The following is a 14,171-nucleotide window of genomic DNA, read 5'->3' on the forward strand; positions in this document are numbered from 1 at the left end:
ACATGGGTGATATTACAACAACAAAAAAGCCGCCCTACTGGCGCCTGCTGCTACTGTCCTTTAAAGATGCCTATCAGTCTTTGCAGGCCAATGATCCGTTGCGGCTGGCGGGGGCCACTGCTTTTTTCACCACGTTTGCGCTGCCGGCCATCCTGGTGATATTGATTCAGTTGCTGCGGCTTATTTTCCGGATGGAGCATCCGGGCCGCCGGTTGTCACAGCAGCTGGAGGCGCTGTTCGGCATTGAAACGGCCGAAGCCATCGTGCAAACATTGCGGGCTTTCAGGAGCATCGCACAAAACTGGCTGATCGGCATCGCGGGATTTCTTTTCCTGCTGTTTGTGGCCACCACCCTGTTTAAGATCATCAAAGGTTCTATTAACGAACTGTGGAAGATAAAAGCTGTTCACCGCGCGAATTTCGGGCAGATTATGCTGTCACGCCTGAGAGGGGTGCTGGTGATTTTTTTTGCGGGACTGCTGTTCCTCATAGATGTGATCGCGGAAGCGGCCCAGGCGTTCCTGGGAAAATACATCAGCATTTATCTGCCCGCACTGGCCTCTTATTATAACAGCACCCTCAACTATGTATTGTCGGTACTGATCGTCACCATCTGGTTTTATCTCGTTTTTTATTTTATCCCCGACGGGCGGCCACGTCTGAAACCCGGGCTGGTAGGCGCACTGGTGACCGGTATCCTCTTCAGTATCGGGAAAATCGTATTAAAAGTACTGCTCACCTACAGCAGTATTAATACCTTGTATGGCGCATCCGCGTCTACCGTGCTGCTGCTGCTGTTTATGTTTTATTCTTCCATTATCTTCTACTTCGGGGCTGCTTTTACAGACGCCTGGTCCACCCATATCGGCATGCCTATCCGTACTGCGCAACATGCAGCGCACTATGAACTGAAAACAGCGGAAGACAGACCATCTCTTTAACCCGGATAAGAAATTACCATAAACAGATAAATAAGTATTACAGAAAAATGTATTTTGTGGGAATAGTTTTGACTGGTAATAACAGCCAGCTTTTATACCCACGTTATGGACAACCAAATTACCCTCCGGGAAAAAATCGGATATGGTTTTGGCGATATGGCTTCTTCTATGTTCTGGAAGCTGTTTGGCATGTACCTGTTATTTTTTTATACCGATGTGATGGGGATCACGGCCGCCGCTGCGGGTACCATGTTCCTGATCAGCCGTATCTGGGACACGCTTTTTGATCCCGTGGTCGGTATCCTGGCCGACCGTACCAGTTCCCGCTGGGGCAAGTTCCGTCCTTACCTTCTGTACATGGCAATACCGTTTGGCATTATAGGAGTGCTCACCTTCACCACACCGGCATATGGCCCTTCCGGGAAACTTATCTACACTTATATCACCTATTCCGCCATGATGATGATCTATTCTCTGATCAATGTGCCTTATGCGTCATTGCTGGGCGTGATGACACCGGATGGGCGGGAACGGAATAGGCTGGCTTCTTTCCGCATGGCGTTTGCGTTCGGCGGCAGCCTGCTGGCGGTAGCGCTGATAGAACCGCTGGTGGGCATCTTCAGCGAAAACGATAGCCCGCAGCGTGGCTGGCAGCTGGGCGTAGCAGTGATTGCGCTGATCTGCGTACAGTTGTTCCTGTTATGTTTTGCATGGGTAAAAGAACGGGTGCGGCCTGCCTTTGTGCAATCTGCTTCGCTCAAAGATGATCTCCGCGATCTCTGGCAAAACCGGCCCTGGTGGATATTGCTCGGCGCCGGTGTAGCGGCGCTCATTTTCAACTCTATCCGCGATGGCGCCACCTTGTATTACTTTAAGTATTTCATTCAGCAGGACGCTGCTTTCCAGGTGGGCAATACCAAAGTGACCTGGTCCACGCTATACCTGTTGATAGGCCAGGGTGCCAATATACTAGGTGTCGTACTGGCGTCACCGGTAGGTAACCGTATCGGGAAAAAGAACACCTATCTCCTGGCGATGGTGATCGCTTCTGCAGGCAGTATCGGGTTTTACTGGCTGCAAAAAGAGCAGCTGGTGCTTATCTATGTATTGCAGTTGATCATCAGTGTATGCGCAGGCATCATTTTCCCATTGTTATGGTCGATGTGCGCCGATATCGCTGACTACTCCGAATGGCGCAATGGCCGCAGGGCCACGGGCCTTATCTTTTCCTCTTCTTCGATGTCGCAGAAGTTTGGCTGGACGCTCGGTGGAGCGCTCACCGGCTGGCTGCTGGGCAGCTTCGGCTTTCAGGCCAACAGTGTGCAGCAACATGCCACCCAACAGGGTATCGTACTGATGTTAAGCTGGCTGCCGGCTGCCGGTTCATTACTCTCTATTCTTTTTATCATTTTATATCCTTTGTCGGAAGACCGTACCGCCCTTATCAGCAAAGATCTGGCTATCCGTAAACAACAACTCAACTGATGATACAGCAAACATTAAAACAGGAATTACAAACCGAACTACGCCGTATTCTGCACTATTGGATGAGGTTTCTGCCCGACGAACAGCATGGCGGATTTTATGGAAAGGTAGACAACCAAAACAACGTTGAGGTACAGGCTCCTAAAGGGGCCGTGCTGAACGCCCGTATCCTGTGGGCTTTCTCCGCAGCGTATAACCTTACCCGTGATCCATCCCTGTTGGAGATGGCGCACCGCGCGGAAAAATGGTTCAGTGCGCACCTGCTGGATACTGAGCATGGCGGCGTATTCTGGACCGTTGATCACGAAGGCCGTCCGCTGGAAACAAAAAAACAAACATATGCCATCGCCTTTGCAATCTATGCCTACAGCGAATACTTCCGGGCCACGAAACAACAGGCGGTGCTGACAGTCGCCATCCGCCTGTATAATCATCTGCAGCGGTTTAGCTACGATCCCCAATACGGCGGTTACCTCGAAGCTTTCACGCGTGACTGGAAACCTTTGTCAGACCAGCGCCTCAGCGAAAAAGACGCCAACGAAAAAAAGACGACAAACACTCACCTGCACGTGTTGGAGGCTTACGCCAACCTATATACGGTATGGCCGGAAAGCACACTGCGAAAGAACATCCAGGACATACTGCGGCTGTTCCTGGACCGCATCATCGATCGTAAAAGCGGGCATCTGCATTTATTTTTTAACGAACAATGGAAGGTAAAAGGGCAACTGGTGTCTTATGGTCACGACATAGAAGCCAGCTGGTTACTACTGGAAGCTGCGCATACCATTGATGATCCGGAACTGGTGACGGCCTTTAAAGCCCTGGCGCTGAAAATGACCCTGGCAACGGAAGAAGGACTTGCCCGTGATGGCGGGTTATGGTATGAATATGAACCGTCCACGCAACACACGGTCACAGAGAAACACTGGTGGCCACAGGCGGAAGCTATCGTAGGATTTGTAAATGCCTGGCAGCTGCAGCCTTCCGGCCGCTTCCTGCAAAGGGCCTATGACTGCTGGAAGTTCACCGAAAAACACCTGCTGGACAAAACGAACGGCGAATGGTATTGGGGCATCAGGGAAGATGGTGCTGTTATGGAAGAAGATAAGGCTGGATTGTGGAAATGCCCGTACCATAATGCACGGGCGTGTATGGAGATAATGAAGCGTTTATAATAAGGTCTGTTATATAGGGAATCATTGACGTTTATTACGTAACCCCTTGCCTCCGAAAACCGAAATCCAGGGCTCACGCCCTGGATTTCGGGATGATGGAATGCGGGTCATCAATTCCGAATTCCATCATCCGGGATATCAATATTTAAGCACGCTCCGGGTAGTTTGAAACACCCCGTCGCTCACCTGGACGAAATACATGCCTCCCGGCAAAGCGGTAAGATTAAAGTTCGCTTCGAGCGTAGTGGCGTCGGCGGGCAGCACGGTGGCTGCTACCTGGTGACCTCTGGCGTCGAGCACGATCAGGCGGTATGATTTATTCTTTTTGTCTGTCAGTTTCACTTTGAAAGTCCCGGTAGTGGGATTGGGATATACGTTGACCGGCACTTCCTTCGCGGTGGCGGCCATCAGGCTGGTTTGTTGTTCAAACAGCTCCCATTCTGCCAGCTGCGTACCTGTGTCACCGTTATTGGAGGTGATGTTCAGGCGGTAATAGCGGTAGGCGGTGGTGTTGGTAGAGGTGTAGGCTTTTGTCAGTCCGCGTGTGGCGAAGGTTTCGTTGGAACGGCTGTCGATGGTGGTCCAGGTGATGGTGTCATTGGAGCCTTGCAGCGTCCAGTTTTTAGGATCGCGGGCTGGTACGTCGTTGGCGGAAGTCAGCGTGTATTTGGTGACTTTGGCCGGTGCGGTGGATTTGTATTGAATCCACAAGGCTGTTCTGCCGCTGCGGAAATATTTGGTGGCGATGTCGTTATCTATCAGGCTGGGGATGTCTTCCGACGGTTTGGTGGTGTTGGGATATTGGCCGGTGATGACACCGCCGTTGTCGGTGATGTCTACCAGCTGTGTAACCGGCGGGGTGGAATTGGCGTTGTAGCCTACCATGGAAGGCTGAAGGATAACGGCTGTCACGGGGGCGGTAGACACCTGGTCGGCGCCGGCATCCAGAGGGGAGGTGCGGGGTTGGCCGTCCATATCAAATTTCACGTCCGGGTAAGCGGTGGTGGCTGCGCCGATAGCAGGGCTGCCGGGCTGCAGGTGGAAGGTGCCGGTAGTGTCGCGTGCCACGAGCGGGTTGGCGGTTACGTAACCACCGCTGGGGATGGCGCCGGCACTGGTGTTGTAGATGATGTTGCCTTTCCAGGTGGGATTGGTATATGGCCCGGCGATAGTGGCGGCCGTGCTGCCTCCCTGGATGATATTGTAGGCCACGTTGGTGTAGGTGGCACCCAGACCGCCGGTGCGGCCTGACTGGGTGATGTTGCTGGTATTATTGACCAGTGTATTGAAGGCTATCAGTACGCGGTCGGGGCGGTCGTGGCAGGTGAGCGGCGAGCCGTCGGCCACTTCACCATCGCCATTGCCGATGTTGATCGCTGGATTGCAGGTCTCAAAATGATTGCTGTAGATGACGTGGTCGTCACCGAAGATGCGGATGCCTGGGGTATTGACGAAGTAGTTGCCATACACCTTGCATTTGTTGCCATGCCTTAAGGTGAACTGGGCGGCGCAGTTGCGGATGGTATTGTACCGTATTGTTACGGCTGATGATTTCACGGAGATCATTTCATTTTCGCCGGCGCATTGTTCAAAGAGGTTGTATTCCACGATGCTGTTGCTGGAAGACATGCTGTAGCCGCTCAGCCCAAACTGGAATGTTTCTGCGCCGTTGCCTGTCTGTGGCTGCTGGTCGAGGAAGTAGTTGTGGTGTATCCACAGGCTTTCGGCGATCTGGCTGCCGGAGCCGCGGATGGCCAGGAAGCGGCCCATCGCGTTTTTATGCTGGAAGGTGTTGTAGTCCACTTCGTGATTGTTACCGGCGATGGTCAGGTTTTCCCCGTCTCCCGGTGTTTCGAAGATGTTGCGGGTGAAGCGGCAGAAGGACGTGCCGCTGCCTGTTTTGGCTTTGCTGGCGCTGTGGGTGAATTTAAACCCCTGGACGATGATGTACTGGGCGGGACTGGCGATGTTGAAGCCACCGGTACCGGCGATGGTCACACCTGCCACTGATTGCGCTTTGATGGTGATGGGCTGGGCCGCCGTTCCCTGTTTGGTGATGGAGATATCAGCCGAAGCGGTGTAGGTGCCGTTGGCCACGATGATCACATCTCCGGGATTGGCGTTGTTGATGGCGGTCTGCAATGCAGACAGGGACGTTACCGTTGTTTGGGCGGTGGCTTGTACGACTGTCAGCCAGCACAGTACAAGCAGAGGGAGTAGCTTTTTTCTCATGTGGAATGTTTAAAGTATGGTTGCAGGGAGTGAATGGGTTGTGTAAAGCCGGTCTAAAGGTCTTTCAGGATAACTAACGGTCTTCATTTATGCAATCGTTTGCATTGCAAGAAAAGAAAAAAACTCTGAATAAAAAAAACTGTTTTTTAAGTGATTACTGCTGAAGTATTTAGGTACATTTAGGTGAAGTTATACAGCATGGAAACGATTGACTACAAACTGGAAGCGGCCAAAAAGGCGATGACGTATGTGCGTGAGGGGTATACCATAGGATTGGGTGCCGGTAGCACCATCGCCCACCTGGTAAAGGAACTGGCGGCGGTACCTGCACTATTGAAAAGCATCTCCGTGGCAACGGCCTCTTTCAACACCCGGCTGTTGTTGCAGGAACACGGCTTTACTGTCAGGGACGTGGCATCTTTGGCACGACTGGACATCCACTTCGATGGCTGCGATCAGTTCGACCGTAGCCTCAACGCCCTGAAAAGCGGCGGCGGCGTACATACCCCCGAAAAGCTGCTGGCTGCCATGGCGCAACGGTTTATACTGATAGGCGACGGCGCCAAATACGTGGAAAAGCTGCTGCCTACCGTGCCGGTCGTAATAGAACTCATCCCGGACGCACTATCTTTTGTGCAACAGGCATTGCTGCGCCTTTACCCCGATGCACGCCCGCAATTGCGGCTTAGCAACAAAAAAGACGGCGCAGTCATTACAGAACGCGGCAATCTGCTGATAGACATCTGGTTCACGGCATTTCCCCCGGTTGCAGAAATTAATCCACAGTTAAAAGCCGTACCCGGAATACTGGAAACATCCCTCTTTTATCACATGGCCCATGAAGCCATCATCGCCGGCAAAAACGGGGTGACGATTGTATTTCCGGAAAGATAGATCAGTCTGTCTTATCTTTGTGTAATGAAGCAGAAAAGCAGTGATCCCCGCCAGCGGTTGCTTGATACCGCTACCGATCTTTTTTACCGGCAAGGTTACCACGCTACCGGCATCAACCAGGTGCTGCAGGAAGCAGGCGTGGCCCGCGCCAGCCTGTACCTGCATTTTGCTTCTAAAGAAGCGCTCCTGGAAGCGTTCCTGGAATACCGCCACAATTACTGGTTCGAGGCACTGAAAGCCTTTACGGAAAAGCCTTCCAAACCCCGTGAGAAAATCCTCGCGGCATTCGACTTCCTGCTGGACATCAACGAAAAAGAAAATTACCGGGGATGTGCCTTCCTGAACATTCTCTCCGAAATAACAGAACAGGACGGGGAAGCCCTCCGCATCATCCGCGATCATAAAAAAGACCTGCGCGCCTATTTTGCGGGTATCCTCAACAAAGAAAAACAGCTGGTGCAGGACCATGTGTACCTGCTGTTTGAATCGGCCATGGTGGAAAGTCAGCTGTATGCCAATCAATGGCCGGTACAGGAGGCCAGAAGGATGGTGGCCGAACTGCTTTAATTGCCGGCCGCGGCCTGTTTCAGTTTTTGTTCTACCAGCAATGCATGCAACACTTCTGTGGAAAGGCCATGCAGCGTAAGCCGGAAAGCTGCGCCATATGTGGGCAACGGAATCATGGGATGTTTGTTGTTCAACGCTACCAGCCGCTCCGGGCAGTCCATGATAGTAGCGGCATACAACCCGATCACTTCATCCAGCTGCAACGAATTGGAAGCCCTCCAAAAATCACTGTCGGTCAGAAAAAACTGGTACACCGGCGTGAATATCTCAATAGCGGTAGATAAATCAATGCAATTGCTCCACTTGTCACGGAAAGGCTCAAAAGGCAGCGGTCCGGTGCTGATAGCGCTGAAATCCGGCTGTTCCACTTTCGTGATGGCTTTGCCTTTTGCTTTAAGCGCATTGTTCAGGTTGATGATAAAGTTGTAGAGATTGAGATCATGATTTAAAAAAAGATCATCCTTCACCGCATTGACAGACACCGGTTTCAACGGGTTCATTGGGATGTCGTCAATATCTTTCACATTGTCTTTGATAAAACGCAATACCTCCGACCCCAGGTAAAAATGGCGCAGGATAAGGAAATTGGCCTCCGGCGTGATGCAGTATTTCATGCCCCTGTACAGCCAGCGGTGCAGCCGCTGCGGAGCGTTGATCACATTGGGCGCAATGGCCTTAAAGATCTGCAACAGAATAATACCCAAACGGGCAAACACTTTTACAAAAGGATACAGGAACTGTTTGGTCCTGCGACTGGCATCATACAGAAATGCTGCCTTGGCGTCAGGGTTGAACGGGATACTGTTGTCGAGAAACAACGCATGCCAATGGCTCGGATCTCTCGGGTTGTTCTCCAGTTTCTCAAAATAAGTACTGTCTTTCATACAGAGATGACGGGTTCGGTTCAGTAATTTCCAATTTGTTCCAGTTGCAGGCGGTACAAACGACCGACCACCTTCGCTGTTTTTACAATTCTTTCTGCAAGCGCGGTGGTCAGGAGGCCCGACTGAATGGCGTTTTCAAACCGCTCGAAATGATTTTCATTGGAGTCGCTGGTTTCATGATAGGTGAAAAAGGAAACCTGGTCGTCACACAGCTGTAACTGTTGCTGAATGGCGCGGCCCCAATTGCCGGACACCCGGTTGCCAAGGCCTTCAATGATGAACATGCCGCCCAACAGGTCAAACGGGTCCGGTTGACTTGCCCGCTGGAACATGTAGGCGCTCAATGCTTCACTACCGATGTTTTTCTCGCCTTTTTGCAACTCCTCCAGGGTGCCGCCGCACTGAATATAGTTCTTTTCCAGTATCTGGTAGTCCCGGTGTTCGTCGCGGGAGTGGGAGATAAAAGAGGAGCGGATATCAAAGTGTTCGATGCTCACGTTGGAGGCTGCACGGGCAATCCACTGGGAACCGTCTATCACTTGCTGGCGAAGATTAAACAGCAATGCTTTGTACTCTTCCAGTGTGAGCGTGCCGGAGAATATTTTCTTCACGACAGGCACCTGTCGAAGGGAACTTTCAAAGTCAATCCACACGGTGGTGAGTTGGCGTATCAGCCATTCGAGGGTGGGATTGTCCTGCTGTATCCTGATCTCGGGAGCTTTGATTTCGGTGAGGAGTGAAGCGGGATCAAATGTTTTTGTGGCCGTAGGCGGAACAACTGTCAGCATCATGAAGCCAGTGATAAAGCGGCCGCTTTCCGGCACCATGCACAGTATTTTATCGCCGGCCTTCAGTGGTTTGGTGCGCAACAGCTCTTCCAGCAATACAAAGATAGAGGCCGTGCCCACGTTGCCAACACTATACAGGTTGCTGAACCATTTCTCTTCGGGAATGCTCACGCCGCCCTTTGCCAGCAGTTGTATAATTTTTTCTTTGAAGTGATGGGAAGAGTAGTGGCATACGAACCAGTCGAAGCCCGCGGCGTCGAACTTCCCGTCGTCGATCAGTTCAAAGAAACGTTGTACGCCCAGTTTCACCATGTTGTCCACGAGGCGAAGGTCCTGTTTCAGGTTGAGCGCACCGTCGCGGTCAGCCTCGGTGAAACTGTCATAGTCCATCCACGACTGTGGCTGGTGGCCGTTGGTGCCTTTGTTCCTGCCTGCATACATGCACACTTCGTACAGGTGTGCATAGGAGCGGAGGTCTATCCAGTCTATTTGTAAACTGATGTGTTGCGCGGCGGGTTTGTTTTGTAGCAGTAGTGCGCCTGCTCCGTCAGACAGCATCCAGCGGAGGAAATCTGTTTCAAGCTCCAGTCCGTGCCCGTCCAGGATACGCTGCTGGTGTTCAAACCGTTTGCCTTTGAACAGCCTGCTGGCCAGTTCTCCTGCACAGGCCACGGCTGTTTGTGCCGCGCCGGTCTGAATATTCGTATAGGCGTTTTTGATAGCCATCAGGCCGGCAGCGCAAACGCTCTGGTGGCTGGCAATCTCGCAGGCCGGATTGCCCAGATCGGCATGTACCATACTGGCAAATCCCGGTACTGGCAGGTCTGATTGCGTAGTGGCGGCCGATATAAAGTGAATGTCTTCTTTACCGGTACCGTTACGGCCCAGGCAGTCTTCGATGGCTTTTGCGGTCATGCCGCTAACGGTGTGGGTTGTACGCTGTTGCTGGTCCAGTGCGTAGTACCTGGACTGGATGCCATTCTGTGACAGCATTTTTGTTTTGCTGCGGGAGGGCTTGCCGTCAATCATTCCCAGGTATTCTTCTATTTTATCATTGTGGACAGGCTCACCGGGGAGATATTTACCGGCGGCGGTGATATAGACGTTTTCTAATTGCATATTTGGCGTATTATCAAAACGGTGGATGAAAAAATGTGTGGCTCAGGTCTGTCAAATCAAAATTTAAATTAGTCGAATTTTTAGATATAGCAAGCTGAAGAGGAGATAAAGAGTTGTTAAAACTGTCTGCGGGTTGTAACAGGAGCAATCGCTATAATGGTTGACCGTGGCTATATTCAGTACATTCGACGGTCGTTTCCCCAGGTATACATGTAGTTGTTTCTACTTGGTTTCTTTTGATTTTTGTATGATGATTTTTCTTTAATATTTTTAAAGATGATTTCTCCAATTTTCCATGGTTGCTTTTTTAGGGATTAAAAATCATCTTTCCAATGATTTAATAATACCCTAAAGTCTATTGCCGTTGATTCATTAGTTTTTCTTTAACGCCCTAAAATCCGTTTCCGACGATTCAATAATTTCTCCCTGATTATCTATTGCCCTTTCTATCCTTCCCAAAAAAATTCCTTTGTCAATTCACAATAAATTCTACCTTTACTAAAAATAGACAGATTGGTCTGTCTGTAATTTTAAATCAAAAAACAAAAACCATGGAACAGAGACCTCCTTTTCCTCCCTTTACACACGAAACAGCCCTGCAGAAAGTACAGATGGCTGAAGATGCCTGGAACAGCCGTAATCCGGAGAAAGTGTCCAAAGCATACACTATTGACACGGAATGGCGCAACCGTGACCAGTTTATCAACGGCCGGGAAGAAGTGGTCGCTTTTTTGACCAAAAAGTGGGAAAAAGAGCTGGACTACCGCCTGAAGAAAGAACTGTGGAGTTTTACCGACAATAAAATCGCGGTGAAATTTGAATACGAATGGCATGATAAAGCAGGCAACTGGTTCCGTTCCTATGGCAACGAATTATGGGAATTCGATGCCTACGGCCTCATGCAGCGCCGGTTTGCGGCTATCAATGATGTGCCCGTACATAGCAGCGAAAGAAAGTTCCGGGATGATGCAGGTCCGTTTGTACTGGCTTGTTAATACCTGGCAAGCTCATGCTTTATTGCAGGAACGGGAATTGTGGTAATTACCTCCAAAAGCGCATATTATGGAAAACATTACCAACATCGAAGAGCTGGCAGACAGAGCATGGTTCCAGGTAGCGCCGGGCGTATGGGGTATCCGCGATCTTTTTGTGAACATGTACCTGGTGCAGAATGCACGTACCCGCTCCTGGGTATTGGTAGACGCGGGACTTCGTACATCGGCCTACAAAATCAAAAGGGCCGCCCGGCAATTGTTTGCGCCGCACTTTGCACCTTCTGCGATTGTGCTTACGCATGGGCACTTTGACCACGTAGGCGCATTGCCCTCACTGTTGCGGGAATGGGAAGTGCCGGTATATGCACATTACCTGGAAGCGCCTTACCTCACCGGCCGGTCGGCCTATCCGCCGCCAGACCCCTGCGCCGGCGGCGGCATAATGACCATGATGTCCTGGACTTTTCCTACAGACCCCATTGACCTCAACGGTCACCTGCTGTTATTGCCGGAAGATAAAACCATTCCCGGTCTGGATGGCTGGCGCTATATCGAAACACCGGGTCATACGCCCGGTCATATCAGTCTTTTCCGGGAAGAGGATAAACTGCTGCTCGCCGGCGACGCTTTCGTTACCACCCGCGCAGAAGCCCTCAGCAGCACCATGATGCAGACAAAACATGTTTCCGGTCCGCCGAAATATTTCACCTCCGACTGGGTATCCGCTGAAACCAGCGTGAAGAAACTGGCAGAACTGCAGCCGGAAATAGCCGCCACCGGCCATGGCCGCCCGCTGTATGGCGCCGCTATGCAGCAACGCCTGCAATGGATCGCCGATCACTTCAAATCGGAGGCGAAGCCCCGCTGCGGAAGGTACGTGAAAGAATCTGCCGTAGCAGGGGTCAACGGCGTGGAATATGTGCCGGCGGCCCGCGCTCCCAAATGGCTCATACTGGCCGGCGTGATCACACTGGTGGCTACCGGCGCCCTGTTGTACAACCGGCGAAAATCATAAACCCAGCTGCATATGTGCGCTCAGAAAACCTCCGGTAAACAAACAATGCCCAAACCCGGCAATACCACGCCCATGCTGGCCACCCTCGCAGCCACCGCTACGGACGAACCCGGATGGCTATACGAAATAAAATGGGATGGTTACCGCGCCCTGGCTTTCCTGGAGAAAGGCCAGGTGGAACTAAGATCGCGTAATAACAAGTCCTTCAATGAGAAATATTATCCGGTTCATCAGGCGTTGCAACAATGGAAAGTTAATGCGGTAGTAGATGGCGAAATAGTGGTGATCAACGAGGAAGGCTACACGATATTCAGCCAGCTACAGGACTGGCGCAGCGAGGCTGACGGCCAGCTGGTGTACTATCTCTTCGATATCCTCTGGCTCAATGGGAAAGACCTTACCTCCCTGCCGCTAATGCAACGGAAAAAGCTATTGCAGCAACTGATGCCGGTCAACAACAACATCCTTCGCTTCAGCGAAGGGTTCGTGACAGATGGTACCGATTTCTTCGAACAGGCCAAAAAACTCAAACTGGAAGGCATCATGGCTAAAAAGACGGACAGTCATTATCATCCCGGCGTCCGTACCCGTGAATGGCTCAAAATAAAAACCAGCAACCGCCAGGAGGTGGTCATCGGTGGCTATACGAAAAATGAAGGCTCCTCCAAACCATTCAGCTCCTTACTGGTAGGGGTATACGAAAACGGCAAACTGCAATATACCGGAAAGATCGGCACCGGCTTTTCCCTTGCCCAACAGCAGGAGATGATGAAGCAGTTTACATCGCTGGAAACAAAAAAATCCCCGTTCGCCGTTATCCCCGATGTGAACAAACCCTCCCGCTTCAGGCCCAATCCGCCACAGGCTGCCGCCGTATGGCTAAAACCAAAGCTCATCTGTGAGGTAAGTTTCCGCGAAATGACCAGCGATGGCGTGATGCGCCACCCTTCTTTCGAAGGCATGCGGGAAGATAAAACCCCCACACAGGTAACAACCGAAAAACCGGTCAAAATAAAAACGACTAACGCCAAAGCACCAACGAAAAAGGCAGCTGCAAAAAGCACCACCCTTAAAAAAGCGCTGAAACCGGCAGCAGCCAAGGTCCGGCAGACATTGCTCAATCCCGGTGAAGAAACACAGGTGCGCACCATCAACGGCCATGCGCTTAAATTCACCAATCTCAGTAAAATTTACTGGCCGGGTGAAAAGATCACCAAACGGGATATGATCAACTACTACTATCAGATGGCGCCTTTTATAGTGCCCTATATCAAAGACCGGCCACAGTCGCTCAACCGCTTCCCCAACGGCATCAACGGAGAGAGTTTCTACCAGAAAGATGTTTCCGGCAAGGCGCCCGACTGGGTGCCTACTTTTCCTTATCACAGCAGTGACGAGCCCCGCGAAAAAGAATATCTCGTAGGCGAAAATGAGGCCACATTGTTGTACATGGCATCGTTGGGATGTATTGAAATCAACCCCTGGAGCAGCCGCCTGCGCAAGCCGGAAAACCCTGACTGGTGCATCATTGACCTCGACCCTGACAAGACCACCTTTGACCAGGTGATAGAAGCGGCGCAGGTAACGCATGAAATCCTGGATGCCGCCGGTATTCCCGGTTACTGTAAAACTTCAGGTTCTACAGGGCTGCATATCTATATCCCGCTGGGCGCGAAGTATACCTATGAACAATCCAAGGAGTTCGGCCGTATCATCGCGCGGCTGGTGCATGGCCGCCTGCCGGAAACGACCAGCATAGAACGCGCTACCAACCGGCGCAAGCGGAAAATGTACATCGATTTTTTACAGAACAGGCCACAGGCCACGGTAGCGGCGCCATATTCGCTGAGGCCCAAACCCGGCGCCACAGTGTCTATGCCGCTGCATTGGGAAGAAGTGAAAAAAGGGCTGACCATGAAAGATTTTACTATCTATAACGCCGTAGCACGTGTACGGGAACAGGGCGATATCTTCAAACCTGTGCTGGGTAAGGGTATCAACATGAAAGCGGCGCTGGCAGGACTGGAAAAACTGTTCCGCGAATAACAGAAAGTAGTATCTTCCCGGTCACTG

At 51.4% G+C, this 14,171-nt stretch carries 11 protein-coding genes; 8 read left to right on the plus strand and 3 right to left on the minus strand.

The genetic code is table 11. The features are described 5' to 3' along the window. The first annotated feature begins 2 nt into the window (after positions 1-2). The 3 genes from HGH92_RS18590 to HGH92_RS18600 all read left to right on the plus strand — a co-directional run bounded on the left by HGH92_RS18590 (position 3) and on the right by HGH92_RS18600 (position 3,604). Positions 3-941: a YihY/virulence factor BrkB family protein gene (locus tag HGH92_RS18590; RefSeq protein ID WP_168872256.1), complete on the plus strand. Its 939-nt coding sequence runs from the start codon at positions 3-5 to the stop codon at positions 939-941. Between the two features lie 105 nt (positions 942-1,046). Then, complete coding sequence (locus tag HGH92_RS18595) at positions 1,047-2,426, plus strand: MFS transporter (RefSeq protein WP_168872257.1); 1,380 nt, start codon at positions 1,047-1,049, stop codon at positions 2,424-2,426. After that, on the plus strand, positions 2,426-3,604 hold the full coding sequence (locus HGH92_RS18600; RefSeq protein ID WP_168872258.1) for an AGE family epimerase/isomerase: 1,179 nt from the start codon (positions 2,426-2,428) through the stop codon (positions 3,602-3,604). Before HGH92_RS18595 ends, HGH92_RS18600 begins: the two co-directional genes overlap by 1 nt. A gap of 138 nt (positions 3,605-3,742) precedes the next feature. Here the strand turns inward: HGH92_RS18600 and HGH92_RS18605 are convergent, their stop codons facing one another. Further along, a complete protein-coding gene (locus HGH92_RS18605) occupies positions 3,743-5,836 on the minus strand; it encodes a chondroitinase-B domain-containing protein (RefSeq protein WP_168872259.1) in 2,094 nt (697 codons plus the stop codon). 198 nt (positions 5,837-6,034) lie between these two features. Between HGH92_RS18605 and rpiA the strand changes: the two genes are divergently transcribed. After that, positions 6,035-6,730 carry a ribose 5-phosphate isomerase A gene (gene rpiA / locus HGH92_RS18610; RefSeq protein WP_168872260.1) on the plus strand — a complete coding sequence of 232 codons (696 nt, stop codon included), beginning with the start codon at positions 6,035-6,037 and terminating at the stop codon, positions 6,728-6,730. Positions 6,731-6,754: 24 nt separating this feature from the next. Next, on the plus strand, positions 6,755-7,297 hold the full coding sequence (locus tag HGH92_RS18615) for a TetR/AcrR family transcriptional regulator (RefSeq protein ID WP_168872261.1): 543 nt from the start codon (positions 6,755-6,757) through the stop codon (positions 7,295-7,297). Here HGH92_RS18615 and HGH92_RS18620 read toward each other — a convergent pair. Both HGH92_RS18620 and HGH92_RS18625 read right to left on the minus strand, forming a co-directional pair. After that, positions 7,294-8,181, minus strand: coding sequence for a DUF6999 family protein (locus tag HGH92_RS18620; RefSeq protein WP_168872262.1), 888 nt, complete (start codon positions 8,179-8,181; stop codon positions 7,294-7,296). The genes HGH92_RS18615 and HGH92_RS18620 overlap by 4 nt on opposite strands. A 20-nt stretch (positions 8,182-8,201) precedes the next feature. Beyond that, entirely contained in the window at positions 8,202-10,088 is a 1,887-nt protein-coding gene (locus HGH92_RS18625) for a beta-ketoacyl-ACP synthase III (protein ID WP_168872263.1), read from the minus strand. A gap of 551 nt (positions 10,089-10,639) precedes the next feature. On the opposite strand from HGH92_RS18625, the gene HGH92_RS18630 reads away from it, so the two are divergent. From HGH92_RS18630 to ligD, 3 genes are all read left to right on the plus strand, one after another. After that, positions 10,640-11,083 carry a DUF1348 family protein gene (locus HGH92_RS18630; RefSeq protein WP_168872264.1) on the plus strand — a complete coding sequence of 148 codons (444 nt, stop codon included), beginning with the start codon at positions 10,640-10,642 and terminating at the stop codon, positions 11,081-11,083. Positions 11,084-11,150: 67 nt separating this feature from the next. Beyond that, positions 11,151-12,098: an MBL fold metallo-hydrolase gene (locus HGH92_RS18635; RefSeq protein ID WP_168872265.1), complete on the plus strand. Its 948-nt coding sequence runs from the start codon at positions 11,151-11,153 to the stop codon at positions 12,096-12,098. A gap of 12 nt (positions 12,099-12,110) precedes the next feature. Further along, positions 12,111-14,144: a DNA ligase D gene (ligD, locus tag HGH92_RS18640; RefSeq protein ID WP_247654976.1), complete on the plus strand. Its 2,034-nt coding sequence runs from the start codon at positions 12,111-12,113 to the stop codon at positions 14,142-14,144. Positions 14,145-14,171 lie beyond the last annotated feature (27 nt).

Source organism: Chitinophaga varians (genome assembly GCF_012641275.1).
Taxonomy (GTDB): domain Bacteria; phylum Bacteroidota; class Bacteroidia; order Chitinophagales; family Chitinophagaceae; genus Chitinophaga; species Chitinophaga varians_A.

Excerpts from the sequence above, each read along its gene's own strand:
- HGH92_RS18590 (WP_168872256.1), top strand. The coding sequence starts at position 3 with ATGGGTGATATTACAACAACAAAAAAGCCGCCCTACTGGCGCCTGCTG.
- HGH92_RS18595 (WP_168872257.1), top strand. The coding sequence starts at position 1,047 with ATGGACAACCAAATTACCCTCCGGGAAAAAATCGGATATGGTTTTGGC.
- HGH92_RS18600 (WP_168872258.1), top strand. The coding sequence starts at position 2,426 with ATGATACAGCAAACATTAAAACAGGAATTACAAACCGAACTACGCCGT.
- HGH92_RS18605 (WP_168872259.1), bottom strand. The coding sequence starts at position 5,836 with ATGAGAAAAAAGCTACTCCCTCTGCTTGTACTGTGCTGGCTGACAGTC.
- rpiA (WP_168872260.1), top strand. The coding sequence starts at position 6,035 with ATGGAAACGATTGACTACAAACTGGAAGCGGCCAAAAAGGCGATGACG.
- HGH92_RS18615 (WP_168872261.1), top strand. The coding sequence starts at position 6,755 with ATGAAGCAGAAAAGCAGTGATCCCCGCCAGCGGTTGCTTGATACCGCT.
- HGH92_RS18620 (WP_168872262.1), bottom strand. The coding sequence starts at position 8,181 with ATGAAAGACAGTACTTATTTTGAGAAACTGGAGAACAACCCGAGAGAT.
- HGH92_RS18625 (WP_168872263.1), bottom strand. The coding sequence starts at position 10,088 with ATGCAATTAGAAAACGTCTATATCACCGCCGCCGGTAAATATCTCCCC.
- HGH92_RS18630 (WP_168872264.1), top strand. The coding sequence starts at position 10,640 with ATGGAACAGAGACCTCCTTTTCCTCCCTTTACACACGAAACAGCCCTG.
- HGH92_RS18635 (WP_168872265.1), top strand. The coding sequence starts at position 11,151 with ATGGAAAACATTACCAACATCGAAGAGCTGGCAGACAGAGCATGGTTC.
- ligD (WP_247654976.1), top strand. The coding sequence starts at position 12,111 with ATGTGCGCTCAGAAAACCTCCGGTAAACAAACAATGCCCAAACCCGGC.